The 19,893-nt window shown below is 67.1% G+C and carries 20 protein-coding genes and 1 tRNA gene; 18 read left to right on the top strand and 3 right to left on the bottom strand.

The window, feature by feature from the left end:
* Positions 1 to 95: 95 nt before the first annotated feature.
* Entirely contained in the window at positions 96 to 2,105 is a 2,010-nt protein-coding gene (locus WS91_RS16290) for a monovalent cation:proton antiporter family protein (RefSeq protein WP_038744443.1), read from the bottom strand.
* Between the two features lie 126 nt (positions 2,106 to 2,231).
* Here WS91_RS16290 and kdsD point away from each other — a divergent pair, with 126 nt between their 5' ends.
* The 11 genes from kdsD (at position 2,232) to WS91_RS16235 (ending at position 11,481) form a co-directional block, all read left to right on the top strand.
* Positions 2,232 to 3,215 carry an arabinose 5-phosphate isomerase KdsD gene (kdsD, locus tag WS91_RS16285; protein WP_038744444.1) on the top strand — a complete coding sequence of 328 codons (984 nt, stop codon included), beginning with the start codon at positions 2,232 to 2,234 and terminating at the stop codon, positions 3,213 to 3,215.
* Positions 3,215 to 3,754 carry a KdsC family phosphatase gene (locus WS91_RS16280; RefSeq protein ID WP_038744445.1) on the top strand — a complete coding sequence of 180 codons (540 nt, stop codon included), beginning with the start codon at positions 3,215 to 3,217 and terminating at the stop codon, positions 3,752 to 3,754. The genes kdsD and WS91_RS16280 overlap by 1 nt, the downstream gene beginning before the upstream one ends.
* Positions 3,755 to 3,758: 4 nt before the next feature.
* The gene (gene lptC / locus WS91_RS16275; protein ID WP_059670603.1) at positions 3,759 to 4,373 is read left to right on the top strand and encodes an LPS export ABC transporter periplasmic protein LptC; all 615 of its coding nucleotides are present in this window, start codon (positions 3,759 to 3,761) and stop codon (positions 4,371 to 4,373) included.
* 18 nt (positions 4,374 to 4,391) lie between these two features.
* The gene (lptA, locus tag WS91_RS16270) at positions 4,392 to 5,057 is read left to right on the top strand and encodes a lipopolysaccharide transport periplasmic protein LptA (protein ID WP_059575821.1); all 666 of its coding nucleotides are present in this window, start codon (positions 4,392 to 4,394) and stop codon (positions 5,055 to 5,057) included.
* Positions 5,054 to 5,830 carry an LPS export ABC transporter ATP-binding protein gene (gene lptB, locus WS91_RS16265; protein ID WP_038744448.1) on the top strand — a complete coding sequence of 259 codons (777 nt, stop codon included), beginning with the start codon at positions 5,054 to 5,056 and terminating at the stop codon, positions 5,828 to 5,830. The genes lptA and lptB overlap by 4 nt, the downstream gene beginning before the upstream one ends.
* Before the next feature lie 167 nt (positions 5,831 to 5,997).
* A complete protein-coding gene (locus tag WS91_RS16260; RefSeq protein WP_038744449.1) occupies positions 5,998 to 7,506 on the top strand; it encodes an RNA polymerase factor sigma-54 in 1,509 nt (502 codons plus the stop codon).
* A 150-nt stretch (positions 7,507 to 7,656) separates the two neighbouring features.
* On the top strand, positions 7,657 to 8,013 hold the full coding sequence (hpf, locus tag WS91_RS16255) for a ribosome hibernation-promoting factor, HPF/YfiA family (RefSeq protein WP_038744450.1): 357 nt from the start codon (positions 7,657 to 7,659) through the stop codon (positions 8,011 to 8,013).
* A gap of 233 nt (positions 8,014 to 8,246) precedes the next feature.
* Complete coding sequence (ptsN, locus tag WS91_RS16250; protein ID WP_059575819.1) at positions 8,247 to 8,756, top strand: PTS IIA-like nitrogen regulatory protein PtsN; 510 nt, start codon at positions 8,247 to 8,249, stop codon at positions 8,754 to 8,756.
* Between the two features lie 128 nt (positions 8,757 to 8,884).
* Complete coding sequence (gene hprK, locus WS91_RS16245; protein ID WP_004195225.1) at positions 8,885 to 9,853, top strand: HPr(Ser) kinase/phosphatase; 969 nt, start codon at positions 8,885 to 8,887, stop codon at positions 9,851 to 9,853.
* 75 nt (positions 9,854 to 9,928) lie between these two features.
* Positions 9,929 to 10,822, top strand: a complete 894-nt coding sequence (gene rapZ / locus WS91_RS16240; protein ID WP_006024491.1) for an RNase adapter RapZ — start codon at positions 9,929 to 9,931, stop codon at positions 10,820 to 10,822.
* A gap of 26 nt (positions 10,823 to 10,848) precedes the next feature.
* Positions 10,849 to 11,481, top strand: a complete 633-nt coding sequence (locus WS91_RS16235) for an LON peptidase substrate-binding domain-containing protein (RefSeq protein ID WP_038744451.1) — start codon at positions 10,849 to 10,851, stop codon at positions 11,479 to 11,481.
* Between the two features lie 310 nt (positions 11,482 to 11,791).
* On the opposite strand, the gene mutY is transcribed toward WS91_RS16235, so the two are convergent.
* Together mutY and mutM are read right to left on the bottom strand one after the other, a co-directional pair.
* Positions 11,792 to 12,898, bottom strand: a complete 1,107-nt coding sequence (gene mutY / locus WS91_RS16225; RefSeq protein ID WP_059670602.1) for an A/G-specific adenine glycosylase — start codon at positions 12,896 to 12,898, stop codon at positions 11,792 to 11,794.
* A gap of 8 nt (positions 12,899 to 12,906) precedes the next feature.
* The gene (gene mutM, locus WS91_RS16220; RefSeq protein WP_059575816.1) at positions 12,907 to 13,737 is read right to left on the bottom strand and encodes a bifunctional DNA-formamidopyrimidine glycosylase/DNA-(apurinic or apyrimidinic site) lyase; all 831 of its coding nucleotides are present in this window, start codon (positions 13,735 to 13,737) and stop codon (positions 12,907 to 12,909) included.
* An 88-nt stretch (positions 13,738 to 13,825) separates the two neighbouring features.
* On the opposite strand from mutM, the gene WS91_RS16215 reads away from it, so the two are divergent.
* The 7 genes from WS91_RS16215 to pth all read left to right on the top strand — a co-directional run bounded on the left by WS91_RS16215 (position 13,826) and on the right by pth (position 19,829).
* Positions 13,826 to 15,646, top strand: a complete 1,821-nt coding sequence (locus WS91_RS16215; RefSeq protein ID WP_059670601.1) for a tetratricopeptide repeat protein — start codon at positions 13,826 to 13,828, stop codon at positions 15,644 to 15,646.
* The gene (gene lolB, locus WS91_RS16210) at positions 15,643 to 16,272 is read left to right on the top strand and encodes a lipoprotein insertase outer membrane protein LolB (protein ID WP_059575815.1); all 630 of its coding nucleotides are present in this window, start codon (positions 15,643 to 15,645) and stop codon (positions 16,270 to 16,272) included. Before WS91_RS16215 ends, lolB begins: the two co-directional genes overlap by 4 nt.
* A gap of 34 nt (positions 16,273 to 16,306) precedes the next feature.
* Positions 16,307 to 17,188 carry a 4-(cytidine 5'-diphospho)-2-C-methyl-D-erythritol kinase gene (ispE, locus tag WS91_RS16205; protein ID WP_059670600.1) on the top strand — a complete coding sequence of 294 codons (882 nt, stop codon included), beginning with the start codon at positions 16,307 to 16,309 and terminating at the stop codon, positions 17,186 to 17,188.
* Between the two features lie 54 nt (positions 17,189 to 17,242).
* Positions 17,243 to 17,319, top strand: a tRNA-Gln gene (locus WS91_RS16200).
* A 46-nt stretch (positions 17,320 to 17,365) separates the two neighbouring features.
* Positions 17,366 to 18,322 carry a ribose-phosphate pyrophosphokinase gene (locus WS91_RS16195; RefSeq protein WP_059670599.1) on the top strand — a complete coding sequence of 319 codons (957 nt, stop codon included), beginning with the start codon at positions 17,366 to 17,368 and terminating at the stop codon, positions 18,320 to 18,322.
* A gap of 163 nt (positions 18,323 to 18,485) precedes the next feature.
* Complete coding sequence (locus WS91_RS16190; RefSeq protein WP_038744482.1) at positions 18,486 to 19,100, top strand: 50S ribosomal protein L25/general stress protein Ctc; 615 nt, start codon at positions 18,486 to 18,488, stop codon at positions 19,098 to 19,100.
* A 123-nt stretch (positions 19,101 to 19,223) separates the two neighbouring features.
* Complete coding sequence (pth, locus tag WS91_RS16185; RefSeq protein WP_038744458.1) at positions 19,224 to 19,829, top strand: aminoacyl-tRNA hydrolase; 606 nt, start codon at positions 19,224 to 19,226, stop codon at positions 19,827 to 19,829.
* Positions 19,830 to 19,893 lie beyond the last annotated feature (64 nt).

Raw genomic sequence — 19,893 nt, 5'->3', positions numbered from 1 at the left:
AAAATCTCCGAAAAAAACGGCGCCGGAATCTCGCGCCGCCCGCCGATCGCTCGACTACCCCAAAACCACGCCAAAAAATCAGCGGCCGCGCGGCCTCATGCCGCGGCGGCCGATCCGCCATCGCGCCGGTGCCGCGACAGCCGCTCCTCGGCCTCCGCGAGCGCTTCCGGCAGCCCGCGAAGCACGACGATGTCGCTCGCGCGCAGCTTCGTCTCGGGGTCAGGCTCGACGCCGCGAATCCCGTGCCGGCGGATCGCGGTCACCTCGAGGCCGAGCGCGAACAGCCCCAGCTCGGCCAGCGAGCGGCCGACCGCGTCCGAACGCGCGTCGACGGGCACCGATTGTAGCCGCACCTGCTCGTGGTCGTCGTCGTCCGCGTCGTCCGCGCCGTGGAAGTAGCCGCGCAGCAGGCTGTAGCGCTCGTCGCGCATCTCCTCGACGCGCCGCACGACGCGCCGCATCGGCACGCCCATCAGCACGAGCGTGTGCGACGCGAGCATCAGGCTGCCTTCGACGATCTCCGGGATCACCTCGGTCGCGCCGGCGGCGAGCAGCTTCTCGAGATCGGCGTCGTCGACGGTGCGCACGATCGCGGGCAGCGTCGGCTCGAGCTCGTGCACGTTGTGCAGCACGCGCAGCGCGGACGGCGTGTTCGCGTATGTGACGGCCACGGCCGCCGCGCGGTGGATGCCCGCCGCGAGCAGCGACTCGCGGCGCGCCGCGTCGCCGAACACGACCGATTCGCCCGCCGCCGCGGCGGCCGTCACGCGGTCCGGATCGAGGTCGAGCGCGACGTACGCGATCCCTTCCTGCTCGAGCATCCGCGCGAGGTTCTGCCCGGCGCGGCCGTAGCCGCAAATGATCACGTGGCCCTTCTGCTTGATGCTCTGCGTCGCGATCCGCGTCATCTGCAGCGACTGCTGCATCCATTCGGCCGCGGACAGCCGCATCACGATCCGGTCCGCGTTCTGGATCAGGAACGGCGCGGCGAGCATCGACAGCAGCATCGACGCGAGGATCGACTGCAGGAGCGTCGCGTCGACCAGATGCCGATCGAGGATCAGGTTCAGCAGCACGAAGCCGAATTCGCCCGCCTGCGCGAGCCCGAGCCCCGTGCGCATCGCGACGCCGGGCGTCGCGCCGAACGCGCGCGCGAGCCCCGTGATCATCACGCTCTTGAGCAGCACCTGGCCGGCGAAGAACGCGAGCACGAGGAACGGATGCCGCCAGATCACGCTCGGGTCGAGCAGCATCCCGGTCGTCACGAAGAAGAGGCCGAGCAGCACGTCGCGAAACGGCTTGATGTCCTCCTCCACCTGATGCCGGTAGGGCGTCTCGGAGATCAGCATCCCGGCGATGAACGCGCCGAGCGCGAGCGACAGCCCGAAGCGGTCGGTGATGAACGCGGCGCCGAGCGTGATGAGCAGCAGGTTCAGCACGAACAGCTCCTGCGAGCGCCGCCGCGCGACGACGTTCATCCAGCGCGTCATGAAACGCTGGCCGACGATCAGCAGCAGCGCGAGCGCGACGACGATCTTCACCGCCGCGAGCCCGAGCGACATCGCGAGATCCTTCGACGACTCGCCGCCGAACGCGGCGATCACGATGAGCAGCGGCACGACGGCGAGATCCTGAAACAGCAGCACGCCGAAGATGTTGCGGCCGTGCTCGGTCTCGATCTCGAGCCGCTCGGCGAGCATCTTCGAGACGATCGCCGTCGACGACATCGCGAGCGCGCCGCCGAGCGCGACGCTGCCTTCCCACGTGATATGCATCCAGCGCTCGAAGAGCGCGCCGAGCAGCAGCGCGACCGCGATCGTGCCGAGCACCTGCGCGAGCCCGAGCCCGAACACGAGCCGGCGCATCGCGCGCAGCTTCGACAACGAGAACTCGAGGCCGATCGAGAACATCAGGAACACGACGCCGAATTCGGCGAGGTGCTCGGCGCGCTCGAGATCGGCCGCGAAGCCCAGCGCATGCGGGCCGACCAGGATGCCGACCGTCAGATAGCCGAGCATCGGCGGCAGGTTCAGCGATCGGAACACGACGACGCCCGCCACCGAGGCAAGCAGCAGCAGAAGCGTCATTTCGAGCGGGGAAATCACGGGCGAAGCGTCCTCGTTCGTCGTCGGCGCCGCATGACGGACGCCGGGTTGGGCCGGGAGACTACTCGGGAAGATGGGCGCAAGGGGCCCGGCGCGGCGAACAAACGCCTTTGCTATACTCCGCGCATGATAGCGAAAATCAATGATGATCGGGCGCTCGCGCTCGCCCGCGACGTGCTCGACATCGAGGCGAACGCCGTGCGCGCGCTCGCCGACCAGCTCGACGGCGAATTCGTCGCCGCGGTCGGGCTGCTTCTGAATTGCCGCGGCCGCGTCGTCGTGTCCGGGATCGGCAAATCGGGGCACATCGCCCGCAAGATCGCCGCGACGCTCGCCAGCACCGGCACTCCCGCGTTTTTCGTTCACCCGGCCGAAGCCAGCCACGGCGATCTCGGCATGGTCACCAAGGACGACGTGTTCATCGCGATCTCGAACTCCGGCGAATCGGAGGAGCTCGTCGCAATCCTACCGCTCATCAAGCGCCTCGGCGCGAAGCTGATCGCGATGACGGGCCGCCCGGCGTCGAGCCTCGCGACGCTGTCCGACGTCCACCTGAACGCGGGCGTCGCGAAGGAGGCGTGCCCGCTGAACCTCGCGCCGACGGCCAGCACGACGGCCGCGCTCGCGCTCGGCGACGCGCTCGCGGTCGCGGTGCTCGACGCGCGCGGCTTCGGCTCCGACGATTTCGCGCGCTCGCATCCGGGCGGCGCGCTCGGCCGGCGCCTCCTCACGTACGTGCGCGACGTGATGCGCACGGGCGACGAGGTGCCCGCCGTGCCGCTCGGCGCGACGCTCGCCGACGCCCTCTTCCAGATCACCGCGAAGCGGATGGGAATGACGGCCGTCGTCGACGACGCGGGCCGCGTGGCCGGCATCTTCACCGACGGCGATCTGCGCCGCGTGCTCGAGCGCGACGGCGACTTCCGCCGCCTGCCGATCGCCGACGTGATGACGCGCAATCCGCGCACGATAGCGCCGGATCACCTCGCCGTCGAGGCGGTGGAACTGATGGAGCGCCACCGGATCAACCAGATGCTCGTCGTCGACGAGCGGGGCGCGCTGATCGGCGCGCTCAACATGCACGATCTGTTCTCGAAGAAGGTGATTTGATGTCCGCGCCCCCTGTCACGGCGGCCGAGCGCGCGAGCCGCGTGAAGCTGATGATTTTCGACGTCGACGGCGTGCTGACCGATGGCGGCCTCCATTTCACCGCGACGGGCGACACGATGAAGTCGTTCAACACGCTCGACGGCCACGGCGTGAAGCTCCTCGGCGAAGCCGGCGTCGCGACCGCGATCATCACCGGCCGCCGCTCGGAAGCGGTCGCCGCGCGCGCGAAGGAAATGCGGATCGCGCACCTGCATCAGGGCGTCGAGGACAAGCTCGCCGTGTTCGGCGAGCTGCTGCGCGCGCTCGGCCTCGAGGCCGCCGAGTGCGGCTACATGGGCGACGACTGGCCCGACCTCGCGGTGATGCTGCGCTGCGGCTTCGCGGCCGCGCCGGCGAACGCGCATCCGGACGTGATCGCGCGCGCGCACTGGGTCGCCGAGGCTCGCGGCGGCCACGGCGCGGTGCGCGAAGTGTGCGACGCGATCCTGCGCGCGCAGCACCGCTACGACGCGCTGCTCGCGGCCGCCTGCGGAGTCTGAGCGGATGGACGGCAAATTCCGGCTGACTTCGATGATCCCGCTCGTCGCGATGGCGGCGCTCGCGGGCGGCACGTACTGGCTGCTGCAGGCGACGCTGCCGCCGCCCGGCGAGGCGGTCGTGCGGCCGAAATCGCACACGCCCGACTATTTCGCGGACAATTTCTCCGTCACCGAGCTCGACCAGACGGGCTCGACCCAGTACCGGCTGGCGGCGGCGGGCCTCGTCCACTACGAAGACGACGAGACGAGCGACCTGACTCAGCCCGCGCTGCGCGCGTTCCAGCCCGGCAAGCCGACCGTGACCGCGACCGCCAAGCGCGGCGTCGTCAACGGCGACGTGTCGATCGTCGATTTGTATGACGAAGCGCGGATCGTACGCGCGGCGGGCGCGGGCGACCCGCCGATGCAGGCGGATTCCGAGCATTTCCGGGTGTTGGTCAACGACGATGTGATCGAGACCGAAAAGCCGGTTAAACTTCAGCGCGGCCTGTCGATCGCGAACGCCGCCGCCGGGATGAAGTACAACAACGCCACCCGAGTCATCGAACTCTACGGCAACGTGCGCGGCACGATCGCCTCTTCCGACGCGTCCGGCGGCGCTCCAGGCCAACCCAAGTAACTCACCACGCGGGACTGCATGAACGAATCGTTCCCTTGTTTATTCCAGAGCGGCGCACGCCGCGTCGTCCGCGCGGTGCTCGCGGCGGCGCTCGTCGCGGCGCCGCTCGCGGGCGTCGCGCCCGCAGCCCATGCCGAAAAGGCCGACCGCGACAAGCCGATCAACGTCGAAGCGGACAACCTGACCTATGACGACCTGAAGCAGGTCACGGTCGCGACGGGCAACGTCGTCATCACGAAGGGCACGATCCTGATCAAGGGCGACCGCGTCGAGGTGCGCCAGGACGCGCAGGGCTACCAGTACGCGACCGCGACGGCCTCCGGCAAGAAGCACGCATCGTTTCGCCAGAAGCGCGAAGGCCTCGACGAATACATCGACGGCGACGCCGAGCGAATCGACTACGACGGCAAGCAGGATCTGACCACGCTGACGACGAACGCGACCGTGCGCCGCCTGCAAGGCCTGTCCACCGTCGCCGACACGGTTCACGGCAGCGTGATCACCTACGACGGCCAGCGCGACTTCTACACCGCGCGCGGCGGCAAGGACGTCGTCGCGCCGGGCAACCCGGGCGGGCGCGTGCGCGCGATGCTGACGCCGAAGAACAGCGGCCCGGCGCCGCTGTCCGGCGGCCCCGCGCAGCTCTCGCCGTCGAACAGCCTGCAGGGAGCACCGAACCCGTGAACGCGCTCCCCAATCGCCAGCCGGCCGGCACGTCGAGCTCGCTCGTCGTGCGCAACCTGAAGAAGCGCTACGGCTCGCGCACCGTCGTCAAGGACGTATCGCTCGACGTGAAGAGCGGCGAAGTCGTCGGCCTGCTCGGCCCGAACGGCGCCGGCAAGACGACGTCGTTCTACATGATCGTCGGCCTCGTGCCGCTCGACGCGGGCGACATCTCGCTGAACGGCAGCCCGATCAGCCTGATGCCGATCCACAAGCGCGCGTCGCTCGGCCTGTCGTACCTGCCGCAGGAAGCGTCGGTGTTCCGCAAGCTGACCGTCGAGCAGAACATCCGCGCGGTGCTCGAACTGCAGCACGGCGACAACGGCAAGCGGCTGTCCAAGGACGAGATCGGCGCGCGCGCGGAGGCGCTCCTCGAAGAGCTGCAGATCGCGCACCTGCGCGACAATCCGGCGCTGTCGCTGTCGGGCGGCGAGCGCCGCCGCGTCGAGATCGCGCGCGCGCTCGCGAGCAACCCGAGCTTCATTCTGCTCGACGAGCCGTTCGCGGGCGTCGATCCGATCGCGGTGCTCGAAATCCAGAAGATCGTGAAGTTCCTGAAGCAGCGCAATATCGGCGTGCTGATCACCGATCACAACGTGCGCGAGACGCTCGGCATCTGCGATCACGCGTACATCATCAGCGACGGCTCGGTGCTCGCGTCCGGCGCTCCGAAGGAAATCATCGAAAACGAAAGCGTGCGGCGCGTCTACCTCGGCGAGCACTTCCGCATGTGAGCGGCGCGGGACACGATCCCGCGGCCGTCCTTTCCCAGGCGCGATCCGCGCCGTCCCTCCGCACGTTCGGCATGCGCCGGGCGTGCGCATTCGCGCGCCAAGCGTCATCCCGAATGCCTCAACGCGCCGCCCTCGTGGCAAACTTCCGGCATGACTCCCTTTTTGCCATGAAAGCCAGCCTCCAACTCCGCCTGTCGCAGCATCTCGCGCTCACGCCCCAGCTTCAACAGTCGATCCGGCTGCTGCAGCTATCGACGCTCGAACTGCAACAGGAAGTCGCGACGGCGATCGCGCAGAACCCGCTGCTCGAAAACGACGACGACTGGATCGCGAGCCCGCTGCGCGTCGCGGCCGACGGCTCGGTGATCGCGCAGACGCCCGCGTCGCCCGCACCCGAGCCGATGCAGGGCGCGTCGAACGGCACGAGTGCGACGAATGAGCGCACCGAGCGCGACGAGCCCGCCGGCGTCGACGAATACGACAGCTATTCGGCCGACAGCGGCGACGCGAACCAATGGAACCTCGACGACTTCGGCCGCTCGCCCGCCGCCTCCGACGACGACGATCTGCCGCCGATGCAGATCCACGAAACGTCGACCTCGCTGCGCGACCATCTGATGGCGCAACTGCGCGTCACGCAGGCGAGCCCGCGCGATCGCGCGCTCGTCACGTTCCTGATCGAATCGCTCGACGACGACGGCTATCTGGCGGCGCCGCTCGATGAAGTGCTTTCCGATCTGCCGGCGGAGCTCGAAGTCGACGTCGACGAACTGAGCGCGGCGCTCGCGCTCCTGCACAGCTTCGATCCGGCCGGCGTCGGCGCGCGCTCCGCATCCGAGTGCCTGAAGCTGCAGCTGCTGCGCCTCGATCCGTCCCCTACGCGCGCGCTCGCGCTCGATATCGTGTCGCAGCATCTCGAGCTGCTCGCCGCGCGCGATTTCACGCGCTTGCGCAAGCAACTGAAAGCGACCGACGACGAACTGCGCGACGCGCACGCGCTGATCCGCTCGCTCGAGCCGTTCCCCGGCGCGGCGTACGGCAAGGCCGAAGCGGACTACGTGGTGCCCGACATCATCGTGAAGAAGACGGGCCAGAACTGGCAGGCGGAACTCAATCCGGAAGTCGTGCCGCGGCTGCGGATCAACCACCTGTACGCGAACATCCTGCGCAACAGCCGCGGCGATCCGAGCACGGGCTCGCTCAAGCAGCAACTGCAGGAAGCGCGCTGGCTGATCAAGAACATTCAGCAGCGATTCGAGACGATCCTGCGCGTCGCGCAGGCGATTGTCGAACGTCAGAAGAATTTCTTCGCGCACGGCGAAATTGCGATGCGCCCCTTGGTTTTGCGGGAAATAGCTGATACGCTGGGCCTACACGAATCGACTGTCTCCCGTGTGACAACCGGCAAGTACATGCTGACCCCGTTCGGCACACTTGAATTTAAGTACTTCTTCGGATCGCACGTTTCGACAGACACCGGAGGTGCCGCGTCGTCGACGGCCATCCGCGCCCTCATCAAACAACTGATAGGAGCCGAAGACCCCAAATCCCCTCTTTCGGATAGTCGTATAGCCGAGCTGCTAGCGGAACAAGGGTTCGTGGTCGCGCGCCGCACGGTTGCCAAATATCGCGAAGCCCTCAAGATCCCGGCGGTGAATCTGCGCAAGTCTTTGTAGCCCGTCGCCACGCGGCGGGTGTTTTCCGGCCGCCGCATAGTCGACGGCAAAGCCTGCCGACCGATTCGCTCGCGCGCCGAGCGGCGGCAAGCGGAACCGGCAGGCATGCCGCCTCTATGCGGAAGGTGGTCATTAGCTTGGAGAAGCACTATGAACCTGAAGATCAGTGGACACCATCTCGAAGTCACGCCTGCTATCCGCGAATACGTGATCACCAAGCTCGATAGGGTGCTACGGCATAGCGATCAGGTCATTGATGGCGCTGTGATCCTCACGGTCGACAACCACAAGGAGAAGGACAAGCGGCAAAAGGCGGAAATCACGCTGCATCTGAAGGGAAAGGACATCTTCGTCGAAAGCGCAAACGGCGACATGTACGCGGCGATCGATCTGCTGATCGACAAGCTCGACCGCCAGGTCGTCAAGCACATGGAGCGCCTGCAGACGCACGCGCACGAGCCGATCAAGCATCAGGCCGTCGAACAGATCGAACTTCCGCCGCAATGAGCGCGGCGCGACAGCGCCGGCCGAACCGCCCGCCTCGACGGGCGGTTTTTTATTGTGCAAACCGCTGTGGCGCGACGCGCGCATGTGCGGCGCCCGGGCGATTCCCGGCGCTTTGCACGGTGCGCGGCGCCGTCTGCAGTGCTCTATAATGTGTCGGTTATTATCGGGGGCGATGAACCGGTTCGCCGCGCTTCACAGGTCTCCGTCGCCAAACGCCGTCCTTTTTGACCGACATGGAAAATCAGTCCGCCGCGAGGAGACCCCAGGCCGCCCCTATGCCTGCCAACATGAATCGCCTAGCCAAAATCCTGCCTTTGGAGAACGTCGTCGTCGGCCTCTCCGTCACCAGCAAGAAACGCGTCTTCGAACAAGCCGGGCTGATCTTCGAGAATCAGAACGGCATCGCCCGCAGCACCGTCACCGACAATCTGTTCGCGCGCGAGCGGCTCGGCTCGACGGGCCTCGGCGAAGGCGTCGCCATTCCGCATGGCCGGATCAAGGGGCTCAAGCACCCGCTCGCCGCGTTCGTGCGGCTTGCCGAGCCGATCCCGTTCGAGGCGCCGGACGGCCAGCCCGTGTCGCTCTTGATCTTCCTGCTCGTGCCCGAGCAGGCGACGCAGGCGCATCTCGAAATCCTCTCCGAAATTGCCCAACTGCTGTCCGACCGCGACACTCGCGAGCGTCTGCACACCGAACCGGATCGCGACGAGTTGCATCAACTCCTGACTCAGTGGCAACCTTAAGCTGATCGGGGCGGTTCGTTCCCCATTGCGTCGCGGCCCGCGCCGCCGAGTCGAGCCGCCCGCCGCCGGGCCGGCGCCGCAACCGTCGTTGCAGCGTCCGGGCGCCGGCTCCTTGGAGTGACGGACTCATGGATACGTCCAGCATCAACGCCCAGAGCATCTTCGACGACAACGCAGCCATGCTGAAGCTCAGCTGGCTGACGGGGCATGAAGGCTGGGAACGCGGGTTTTCCGCCGATACGGTCGCGAACGCGACGTCGAGCGCCGACCTCGTCGGCCACCTGAACCTGATCCACCCGAACCGGATTCAGGTGCTCGGCGAAGCCGAAATCGACTACTACCAGCGCCAGACCGACGAAGACCGCTCGCGCCACATGGCCGAGCTGATCGCCCTCGAGCCGCCGTTCCTCGTCGTCGCCGGCGGCGCCGCCGCGCCGCCCGAGCTCGTCCTGCGCTGCACGCGCTCGTCGACGCCGCTCTTCACGACGCCGATGTCGGCCGCCGCGGTAATCGACAGCCTGCGCCTCTACATGTCGCGCATCCTCGCGCCGCGCGCGACGCTGCACGGCGTGTTCCTCGACATCCTCGGAATGGGCGTGCTGCTGACGGGCGATTCGGGCCTCGGCAAGAGCGAGCTCGGCCTCGAGCTGATCAGCCGCGGCCACGGGCTCGTCGCCGACGACGCGGTCGACTTCGTCCGACTTGGCCCCGATTTCGTCGAAGGGCGCTGCCCGCCGCTGCTGCAAAACCTGCTCGAAGTGCGCGGCCTCGGCCTCCTCGACATCAAGACGATCTTCGGCGAAACGGCCGTGCGCCGGAAGATGAAGCTCAAGCTGATCGTGCAACTCGTGCGCCGGCCGGACGGCGAGTTCCAGCGGCTGCCGCTCGAAAGCCAGACGGTCGACGTGCTGGGGCTGCCGATCAGCAAGGTGACGATCCAGGTGGCGGCGGGCCGCAACCTCGCGGTGCTCGTCGAGGCGGCGGTGCGCAACACGATCTTGCAGCTGCGCGGCATCGACACGCTGCGCGACTTCATGGACCGCCAGCGCCTCGCGATGCAGGACCCGGACAGCCAGTTTCCCGGCAAGCTCGTGTAACCCGCGCCGGCTCCCGCTCGCCACGCTGGCGCAACGAGCCGGTGCTATGATGAAACGTCAGGATTTTCTCTTTCCATGCGCATTGTCCTCATCACCGGCATCTCCGGCTCCGGCAAGTCCGTCGCGCTGAACGCGCTGGAGGACGCGGGCTACTATTGCGTCGACAATCTGCCGCCGCACGTGCTGCCCGAGCTCGCCCGCTACCTCGCCAACGAAGGCCAGAACCGGCTCGCCGTCGCGATCGACGCGCGCTCGAGCGCGTCGCTCGACGAAATGCCCGGCCTCATCCGCGCGTTGTCGCGCGAGCACGACGTGCGCGTGCTGTTCCTGAACGCGAGCACGCAGGCGCTGATCCAGCGCTTCTCCGAGACGCGCCGCCGCCATCCGCTGTCGGGCTCGCCGTCGCACGACGCGGACGTGGGCCTCCTCGTATCGCTCGAAGAGGCGATCGAGCGCGAACGCGATCTCGTTGCGCCGCTCGCCGAATTCGGCCACCAGATCGACACGAGCAATCTGCGCGCGAACGTGCTGCGCACGTGGGTCAAGCGCTTCATCGAGCAGAAGAACGACGATCTCGTGCTGATGTTCGAATCGTTCGGCTTCAAGCGCGGCGTGCCGCTCGACGCCGATTTCATGTTCGACGTGCGCGCGCTGCCGAACCCGTACTATGACCACGAGCTGCGCCCGCTCACCGGGGTCGACCAGCCTGTCGTCGCGTTTCTCGACGCATTGCCTGTCGTCCATCAAATGCTGGACGACATCGAGTCGTTTCTCGTCAAGTGGCTGCCGCATTTCCGCGAGGATAATCGCAGCTACCTGACGGTCGCGATCGGCTGCACGGGCGGCCAGCATCGGTCGGTGTTCCTCGCGGAGACGCTCGCCGCGCGTCTTTCGAGGCAGGCCAACGTGATCGTGCGGCATCGTGACGCGCCCGTCGCCGTGGACGCGTCGTCGCGGCTCGTCACCTAGCGCCGCTCACTTTTCGCGTGCCCGCCATGTCCTCTCTGTCGACCACCCTCATCGATTTGCCGCTGTTTCCACTGCATACGGTGTTGTTTCCGGGCGGACAGTTGCCCCTGAAAGTCTTCGAGGCGCGTTATCTGGACATGGCGCGCGCGTGCATGCGCGACGAGGCGCCATTCGGCGTGTGCCTGCTGAAGAGCGGCCCCGAAGTCGCTCAGGAAGGCGAAGTATCGGTGCCCGAGACGATCGGCTGCATGGCGCGCATCGTCGAATGCGACACCGGCGAATTCGGCATGCTGTTCCTGCGCACGATCGGCACGCAGCGCTTCGAGCTGCTGTCGCATCGGGTCGAGGCGAACGGCCTCCTCGTGGGCATCGCCGAGCCGATGCAGGACGACATCCCGCTCGAAGGCGACGAAGCGCTCGCGCAATTCGGCGCATGCGCGGAAGCGCTCGAGCGGATCGTCGACGTGCTGCGCAAATCCGACGCCGAATTGCCGTTCGTCGAGCCGTTTCGCTTCGGCGATCCGACGTGGGTGTCGAACCGGCTCGCGGAAGTGCTGCCGCTCGATCTGCGCGCGCGGCAGAAGCTGATGGAGTTTCCCGACGTCGGCGCGCGAATCGACGCGGTTCATCGCGAACTGAATCGTCACGGCTGGCTGTAGACGCGCAATGCGCGCGGTTGCCCCGCGGGCATCGCGGCAAGCCGACCTGATGCGTTCGGCGTCGTTGCCGTTATCGGCGTTCCAGGCACGAGCCGCGTGCGCGCGCCCGATCGAATGCTCGATTCGTCCGCGCAACTCACGCGTTCGCGCACGACGCTCGCGGTAATCACGGCAATCCCGGCCCGCTATGAAAGCGAGCCGGACGCGGCCGCCGCCCTTGCGCTTCGCCGTCGACGTCACATGTTTTCGCCGCACGTGTTCGCCGCATCGAATCGCCCGCCCCCTCGGCGTCCGCGCGACCGCTCCCCGCCTAAAGCAACGACCCGCTCAACCCGTCGAGCAGCTTGCGCACCGGGGCCGGCACGCCGTACGCGTCGAGCTTGTCGAGCGCAACCCATGCCGTCTCGTCGTCGGCCGCCTGCAGCACGCCGCCCATCGCGCCGGCGAGCTCGGCGAGCCTCGGCTCGATCTCGAGCTTGAAGTGCGTGAACGTATGCGTGAACGGCGCGAGCGCCGCGAGCGCCGCGCCGCCTAATTCGCGCGCACGCCGCGCGAGCGCGGCGTCGCCGTCCGCTTCGGGCAGACTCCACAAGCCGCCCCAGATGCCCGTGGGCGGACGCCGCTGCAACAGCACCGCGTCGCCGTCGCGCAGCACGAGCATCCACGTACGGCGCGTCGGCACCGCCTTCTTCGGGCGCGCGGCGGGCAGTTCGCGTTGCCGCCCGCTTCGCTCGGCGGCGCAGTCCCCCGCGAACGGGCAGCGCGCGCAATCGGGCTTGCCGCGCACGCAAAGCGTCGCGCCGAGATCCATCAAGCCCTGCGTGTACGCGGTGACGTCGGCCTGTTCGGCCGCATCGGGCAGCAGCGACTCGGCGAGCGCCCACATCTCGTTCTCGACGCGCTTGTCGCCCGGAAAGCCCTCGACGCCGAATACGCGCGCGAGCACCCGCTTCACGTTGCCGTCGAGGATCGTCGCGCGCGCGCCGAACGCGAACGACGCGATCGCCGCGGCCGTCGACCGGCCGATGCCCGGCAGCTCGGCGAGCGCTTCGGGCGACGCCGGGAACGCGCCGCCGTGCAGCTCGACGACCGCCTGCGCGCAGCGATGCAGATTGCGCGCGCGCGAGTAGTAGCCGAGCCCGGCCCAGAGCGCCATCACGTCGTCGATCGGCGCGGCCGCGAGCGCGGCGACGTCCGGATAGCGCTGGAGAAAGCGCACGTAGTACGGCACGACGGTCGACACCTGCGTCTGCTGCAACATGATCTCCGACAGCCAGATCCGGTACGGTTTGCGCGTGTTCTGCCACGGCAGGTCGTGACGGCCGTGCTTGCGCTGCCATGCGATCAGCGTCGGCGCGAAGGCGGCGTGAAGCGGCGTGACGGCGGGCGGCGCGGGGGGAATGCGGGGCGGTTTCAAGATTTATTTCAACGCTGGCAATTCGGACAAAAATAAGTGGACCGCTGACCCTGGACGATCTGGCGGATCGGCGAGCCGCACACCCGGCACGGCTCGCCCGCGCGATCGTAGACGAAGCAGTCGAGCTGGAAGTAGCCGCTTTCGCCGTTGCTGCCGACGAAGTCGCGCAGCGTGCTGCCGCCGCGCTCGATCGCGTCGGCGAGCGTCGCGCGCACGGCCTCGGCGAGGCGCTCGTAGCGCGGCAGCGACACGCGCCCGGCCGCCGCGGTCGGCCGGATGCCGGCGCGAAAGAGGCTCTCGGACGCATAGATGTTGCCGACGCCGACGACGATGTCGCCCGCGAGCAGCGCCTGCTTGACGGCCACCTTGCGCCCGCGCGTGCGCTTGTAAAGGAGCTCGCCGGTAAACGCGGCCGAGAACGGCTCGACGCCGAGGCTCGCGAGAAGCGGATGCGCATGCACGTCGCCCGCGTCGCGCGGATGCCAGAGCACCGCGCCGAAGCGTCGCGGATCGCGAAAGCGCAGCACGAACTCGTCGAAGATCCAGTCGACGTGATCGTGCTTCGCGGGCGCGGGCGGCGGCGCGTCGTTCGGCAGCACGCGCAGCGTGCCTGTCATGCCGAGATGGACGATGAACCATCCGGCGTCGACTTCGAACAGCAGGTACTTGCCGCGCCGCTCGACGCTCAGCACCTCGCGCGACTTCAGCATCTCGGCGAAGCCCGCGGGCACGGGCCAGCGCAGCATCGCGGTGCGCACGTCGACGCGCTTCACGCGTCGCCCGGCGACGAACGGCTCGATGCCTCGGCGCGTAACCTCGACTTCCGGCAACTCTGGCATGTTTTACGGGTCTCTATCTGGCTAATGGCATTGGTGCGCGTATTGTAGCGAGCGCGTTACAATCGGCTGAAACATTGAACGGATTTCCATGACCTTGCCCTCGAAGCTGTCCCAGAAGCGCCCTGCCGCTGCGCGCGGCCCGCGCGCCGTCCCGGTGCGCCGCGCGATCGGCGCCGCGCTCGTCGCGGCGTGGGCGCTCGCCGCGTTCCCCGCTCACGCGCAGGACGACGCAGGCGACGACGCCCCTCGGGCCGCGTTCGCGTCGATGCTGCCGGAAGAGCAGAAGGATCTGCCGAACGTCTCGCTGACGAGCCAGATCGTCTACCAGGTGCTCGCGGCCGAGGTCGCGCTGCAACGCAATCTCCCCGCCCCCGCCTACCAGACCTACCTCGCGCTCGCGCGCGACACCCGCGATCCGCGGATGGCCCAGCGCGCAACCGAGATCGCGCTCGCCGCGCAGAGCCCCGCGGACGCGCTGACGGCCGCGAATCTGTGGCGCGAGTATTCGCCGAATTCGCCCCGCGCCGCGCAGGTCGACGCCGCGCTCCTCGTGCTCGGCGGCAAGCCGGCCGACGCGCAGCCGATGCTCGCGCAGGAGCTCGCGCGCGCGACGGGCGCGAACCGCGGCGAAGCGATCATCGCGCTGCAGGCGCTGCTCGCGCGCGGCCCGAACCGCGTCGGCGGCCTGACGGTGCTTCAGGATCTGCTGAAGAACGATATGAACCGGCCGGAGGCGCGGATCGCGATCGCGCGCCAGCAGCTCGCGACCGACGACAAGAACGGCGCGACGCAATCGCTGAAGGAGGCGCTGCGGCTCAAGCCCGACTATCTGCCGGCCGCGCTGATGCTGTCGCAGATGGGTCCGGGCGAGCGCGCGACCGGGATCGAATCGTTCGAGAAGTTCGTCCAGCAGAATCCGAAATCGCGCGACGGCCGCCTCGCGCTCGCGCAGCTCTACCTCGCCGACGATCGGCTCGACGACGCGCAGAAGCAGTTCGACGCGATGCGCCGCAACGATTCGGGCGACCCGACGCCGCTCATGGCGATCGCGCTCATCAAGATCCAGCAGAAGCACCTCGACGACGCGACCAAGTACCTGAAGCAATACGTGAAGGTCGCGCAGAAGAAGCCTGGGGCGGACGTCGGCCAGGCGTACGTCTATCTCGCGCAGATCGCGCTCGACCAGGGCAACGATGCGCTCGCCGGCCAATGGCTCGACAAGGTCGACGAATCGAGCCAGCAATACGTGCCCGCGCAGGTCACGCGCGCGCAGCTCCTGCAGAAGCAGGGCAAGGTCGACGAGGCGCGCAAGCTGCTCGCTAACCTGCAGGTGTCCGACCCGCGCGACGCCGCGGTGATCGCGCGCACCGACGCGTCGATCCTCTTCACGTCGAAGCGCTACAAGGAAGCTGCGGACCGGCTCGCGCAGGCGGTCGAGGATTACCCGGACGATCCCGATCTGCGCTACGACTACGCGATGGCCTGCGAGAAGATCGGCCAGTACACGATGATGGAGCAGCAGTTGCGCCTGCTGATGCGCGCGCAGCCGGACAATCCGCAGGCATACAACGCGCTCGGCTATTCGCTCGCCGATCGCAATCTGCGCCTGCAGGAAGCGGATAAGCTGATCGAGAAGGCCAGCTCGCTCGCGCCGAACGACGCGTTCATCATGGACAGCCTCGGCTGGATCAAGTACCGCCTCGGCGACACGGCAGGCGCGACGAAGGTCCTGAAGCGCGCTTACGACCTGCAGCCGAACGCGGAAATCGGCGCGCATCTCGGCGAAGTGCTGTGGAAAAGCGGCGCGCAGGACGAAGCGCGTGCCGCGTGGCGCGCCGCGCAGAAGCTCGAGCCCGACAACGATACGCTCGTGCAGACGCTCAAGCGCTTTCAGGTGAACGGACTTTGATGACGACGCCGCGTTTTGCCCGGTCGCGTGCGCACGCCGCGCGCGGCTTTGTCCTCGCCGCGGCGGCCGCCATCGCGCTCGCCGGCTGCGCGACGCAGCCCGAGCGAGCGAGCGCCTCCATCGCGCCGAACGCGCTGCAAACCGAGCAGAACCGCGCTTACACGGGCCGCTTCGCGGTCCAGTACCAGGATCAGCTCGGCAATCCGCGCAACGTCTACGGCAATTTCGATTGGCAGGAGCAAGACGCGAGCGTGTCGCTCGAACTGCGCAGCCCGCTCGGCCAGACGCTGGCCGTCGTGAAGTCGGCGCCGAGCGGCGCGTCGCTCGAACTGCCGAATCGCCAGCCTCAATACGCGCCCGACGTCGGCGAGCTGATGCAGCGCGCGCTCGGCTTCGCGCTGCCGCTCGACGGCCTGCGCTACTGGCTGCTGCCCACGCCCGCGCCGGCGACGCCCGCGACGACGGTGCGCGACCCGCAGGACGGCACGCGGATCAAGGAGATCCGCCAGGACGGCTGGACCATCGATTACATCGCGTACGCCGATGCGCCCGCCGCCGGCGTGAAGCGCATCAACCTGGTGCGGCAAACGCCGCCGCTCGACATCAAGCTCGTGCTCGACCGCTGAACGCGCGCTTTTGCCCGACAACGTTTCCTCAAGCATGACCGATACGACCCGCTCGCTGCGCGACTGCCTCGCCCCGGCGAAACTGAACCTGTTCCTGCACATCACGGGCCGCCGCCCGGACGGCTATCACGAACTGCAAAGCGTATTCCAGCTGCTCGACTGGGGCGACACGCTGCATTTCACGCTGCGCGACGACGGCAAGGTGTCACGCAAAACCGACGTGCCGGGCGTGCCGGAGCAAACCGATCTCGTCGTGCGCGCGGCGTCGCTGCTGAAGGCGCACGCGGGCGTCGAAGCCGGCGTCGACATCGAGATCGACAAGCGCCTGCCGATGGGCGCGGGCCTCGGCGGCGGCAGCTCGGACGCGGCGACGACGCTGCTTGCGCTCAACCGCCTGTGGAAACTCGATTTGCCGCGAGAGGAACTGCAATCGCTCGCAGTGAAGCTCGGCGCCGACGTGCCCTTTTTCGTGTTCGGCAAAAATGCGTTCGCGGAGGGTATCGGAGAAGCATTGCAGCAGGTACAATTGCCGGCTCGTTGGTTCCTGGTTGTGACGCCACGGGTTCATGTTCCGACCGCAGCGATTTTCTCCGATAAATCGTTGACAAGGGATTCAAAGCCCATCACAATTACGGACTTTCTTGCACAGCAAAGCCGCGACGCAGGATGGCCGGACAGCTTCGGCCGGAATGACATGCAGCAAGTTGTGACGAGCAAGTACGCGGAAGTTGCAAAGGTGGTCGAATGGTTTTATAATCTGACCCCCGCGCGGATGACCGGCTCTGGAGCTAGCGTGTTTTCAGCGTTCAGGAGCAAGGCTGAAGCAGAAGCGGCGCAAGCCAAACTGCCGGCCGGCTGGAACAGCGCAATTGCCGAGAGCTTGAGTGAGCATCCACTCTTCGCTTTCGCGTCATAAAGTTTTTGCGCCGTCGGATGGCCTACACTTCCGGTGGAGCTCAAAGTTAAGTGTAGGGGAGTCGCCAAGTTGGTCAAGGCACCGGATTTTGATTCCGGCATGCGAGGGTTCGAGTCCTTCCTCCCCTGCCAAAATTTCTTTCCCGCATTTCCCGCCTAAGCCCGAAGCAGGTGCACGATGAGCAGCCATGACGGCCTGATGGTTTTTACTGGCAACGCCAATCCCGCGCTTGCTCAGGAAGTCGTCAAAATTCTTGGTATTCCCCTCGGCAAAGCGATGGTCAGCCGTTTCGCCGACGGCGAGATCCAGGTCGAAATCCAGGAAAACGTGCGCGGCAAGGACGTCTTCGTCCTGCAATCCACGTGCGCGCCGACGAACGACAACCTGATGGAACTGATGATCATGGTCGATGCGTTGAAGCGCGCATCCGCAGGCCGGATCACCGCCGCCATCCCCTACTTCGGCTATGCGCGCCAGGATCGCCGTCCGCGTTCGGCGCGCGTCGCGATCTCCGCGAAGGTCGTCGCGAACATGCTGGAAATCGCCGGCGTCGAGCGGATTATCACGATGGATCTGCACGCCGACCAGATTCAAGGCTTCTTCGACATCCCCGTCGACAACATCTACGCGACGCCGATCCTGCTGGGCGACCTGCGCAAGCAGAACTACTCGGATCTGCTCGTCGTGTCGCCGGACGTCGGCGGCGTCGTGCGCGCCCGCGCGCTCGCGAAGCAGTTGAACTGCGATCTCGCGATCATCGACAAGCGCCGTCCGAAGGCGAACGTCGCCGAAGTGATGAACATCATCGGTGAAGTCGAAGGCCGCACCTGCGTGATCATGGACGACATGGTCGACACGGCGGGCACGCTCTGCAAGGCCGCGCAAGTGCTGAAGGAGCGCGGCGCGAAGCAGGTGTTCGCGTACGCGACGCACCCGGTGCTCTCGGGCGGTGCGGGCGACCGGATCGCCGCCTCGGCGCTCGACGAGCTCGTCGTCACCGACACGATTCCGCTGTCCGCCGAATCGCTCTCGTGCCCGAAGATCCGCTCGCTGTCGAGCGCGGGCCTTCTCGCCGAAACGTTCTCGCGGATTCGCCGCGGCGATTCGGTGATGTCGCTGTTCGCGGAATCGTAAAGCGATCCGCCGCAAAGTGGTTTAGCGCAAAAGCGAAGCGACGAGCTTCGCTTTTTGCACAATCGGCCGGGACCGACGAACCCCCGGCCATTCGATCGGGGGCCTCATGCAGTCGCGGGGCCCCGTTTTACTGCCTGGTCGCGGGCAGCAAATGGAGAAACACATGAAAGTCGTCGCTTTCGAGCGCCAACAGCAAGGTACGGGTGCGAGCCGCCGCCTGCGCAACGCCGGTAAGACCACGGGTATCGTGTACGGTGGTGAAACCGCCCCGCAAATGATCGAGCTCGATCACAACGCGCTGTGGCACGCGCTGAAGAAGGAAGCCTTCCACTCGTCGATCCTCGACCTCGAAGTGGCCGGCAAGTCGCAACGCGTCCTGCTGCGTGACGTGCAATACCACCCGTTCCGTCAGCTCGTGCTGCACGTGGACTTCCAGCGCATCGATCCGAAGAAGAAGCTGCACACGAAGGTGCCGCTGCACTTCCTGAACGCGGAAACGAGCCCGGCCGTGAAGCTGTCGAGCGCGGTCGTGTCGCACGTCGTGACGGAAATCGAAATCGAGTGCCTGCCGGCCGACCTGCCGGAATTCCTCGAAGTCGATCTGTCGAAGATCGAAGCAGGCCAGTCGCTGCACGCGAAGGACATCGCGCTGCCGAACGGCGTCGCGCTGACCGCGCACGGCGACGCGGAAAACCCGGTGGTCGCTTCGGCGACGATCCCGGCTGGCGCCGTGTCGGAAGAAGCGGCTGCGGGCGAAGGCGAAACGCCGGCCGCCTAAGCGCCCTTCGAACCCGCCTTTCGAACCGTTTCGCACGACGGTCGACGACCCGCCGCGGCTTGCCCGGCGGGTTTTTCATTTTTGCAGCCCGCCAGGGCGAGCCCTGACGGGCAAGCGTTCATCATGATCAAACTGATCGTCGGCCTCGGCAATCCCGGGGCGGAATACACCGCGACGCGCCACAACGCAGGCTTCTGGCTCGTCGACCAGCTCGCGCGCGAAGCCGGCGCGACGCTGCGCGACGAGCGGCGCTTTCATGGCTTCTACGCGAAAGCGCGCCTCCACGGCGAGGAAGTGCATCTGCTCGAGCCGCAGACGTACATGAACCGCTCCGGCCAATCGGTCGTCGCGCTCGCGCATTTCTTCAAGATCCTGCCGAACGAAATCCTCGTCGCGCACGACGAGCTCGACCTGCCGCCCGGCGCGGTCAAGTTGAAGCTCGGCGGCGGCAGCGGCGGCCACAACGGCCTCAAGGACATCTCCGCGCATCTGTCTTCGCAGCAGTACTGGCGGCTGCGGATCGGCATCGGCCATCCGCGCGACCTGATTCCCGAAAGCGCGCGCGCGGGCGCGAAACCCGATGTCGCGAACTTCGTGCTGAAGCCGCCGCGCAAGGATGAGCAGGACGTGATCGACGCCGCGATCGAACGCGCGCTCGCCGTGATGCCCACCGTCGTCAAGGGCGAGACCGAGCGCGCGATGATGCAGCTGCATCGCAACGGCGCCTGAGTCGGGCGTTCTTCCCGCCTTCTCGCGCCGCGCGCGCATCGGTTAAGCTGGTTGTTTTACCGCA

The organism is Burkholderia sp. MSMB1498, assembly GCF_001526245.1.
Lineage (GTDB): Bacteria > Pseudomonadota > Gammaproteobacteria > Burkholderiales > Burkholderiaceae > Burkholderia > Burkholderia savannae.
The sequence above is the reverse complement of the archived record's forward strand: the minus strand, read 5'-3'. Positions and strand labels throughout refer to the sequence as shown.

Excerpts from the sequence above, each read along its gene's own strand:
- lptC (WP_059670603.1), top strand. The coding sequence starts at position 3,759 with ATGGACGGCAAATTCCGGCTGACTTCGATGATCCCGCTCGTCGCGATG.
- kdsD (WP_038744444.1), top strand. The coding sequence starts at position 2,232 with ATGATAGCGAAAATCAATGATGATCGGGCGCTCGCGCTCGCCCGCGAC.
- WS91_RS16190 (WP_038744482.1), top strand. The coding sequence starts at position 18,486 with ATGAAAGTCGTCGCTTTCGAGCGCCAACAGCAAGGTACGGGTGCGAGC.
- ispE (WP_059670600.1), top strand. The coding sequence starts at position 16,307 with ATGACCGATACGACCCGCTCGCTGCGCGACTGCCTCGCCCCGGCGAAA.
- WS91_RS16215 (WP_059670601.1), top strand. The coding sequence starts at position 13,826 with ATGACCTTGCCCTCGAAGCTGTCCCAGAAGCGCCCTGCCGCTGCGCGC.
- lptA (WP_059575821.1), top strand. The coding sequence starts at position 4,392 with ATGAACGAATCGTTCCCTTGTTTATTCCAGAGCGGCGCACGCCGCGTC.
- hpf (WP_038744450.1), top strand. The coding sequence starts at position 7,657 with ATGAACCTGAAGATCAGTGGACACCATCTCGAAGTCACGCCTGCTATC.
- rapZ (WP_006024491.1), top strand. The coding sequence starts at position 9,929 with ATGCGCATTGTCCTCATCACCGGCATCTCCGGCTCCGGCAAGTCCGTC.
- WS91_RS16235 (WP_038744451.1), top strand. The coding sequence starts at position 10,849 with ATGTCCTCTCTGTCGACCACCCTCATCGATTTGCCGCTGTTTCCACTG.
- mutM (WP_059575816.1), bottom strand. The coding sequence starts at position 13,737 with ATGCCAGAGTTGCCGGAAGTCGAGGTTACGCGCCGAGGCATCGAGCCG.
- WS91_RS16260 (WP_038744449.1), top strand. The coding sequence starts at position 5,998 with ATGAAAGCCAGCCTCCAACTCCGCCTGTCGCAGCATCTCGCGCTCACG.
- ptsN (WP_059575819.1), top strand. The coding sequence starts at position 8,247 with ATGGAAAATCAGTCCGCCGCGAGGAGACCCCAGGCCGCCCCTATGCCT.
- hprK (WP_004195225.1), top strand. The coding sequence starts at position 8,885 with ATGGATACGTCCAGCATCAACGCCCAGAGCATCTTCGACGACAACGCA.
- pth (WP_038744458.1), top strand. The coding sequence starts at position 19,224 with ATGATCAAACTGATCGTCGGCCTCGGCAATCCCGGGGCGGAATACACC.
- WS91_RS16195 (WP_059670599.1), top strand. The coding sequence starts at position 17,366 with ATGAGCAGCCATGACGGCCTGATGGTTTTTACTGGCAACGCCAATCCC.
- WS91_RS16280 (WP_038744445.1), top strand. The coding sequence starts at position 3,215 with ATGTCCGCGCCCCCTGTCACGGCGGCCGAGCGCGCGAGCCGCGTGAAG.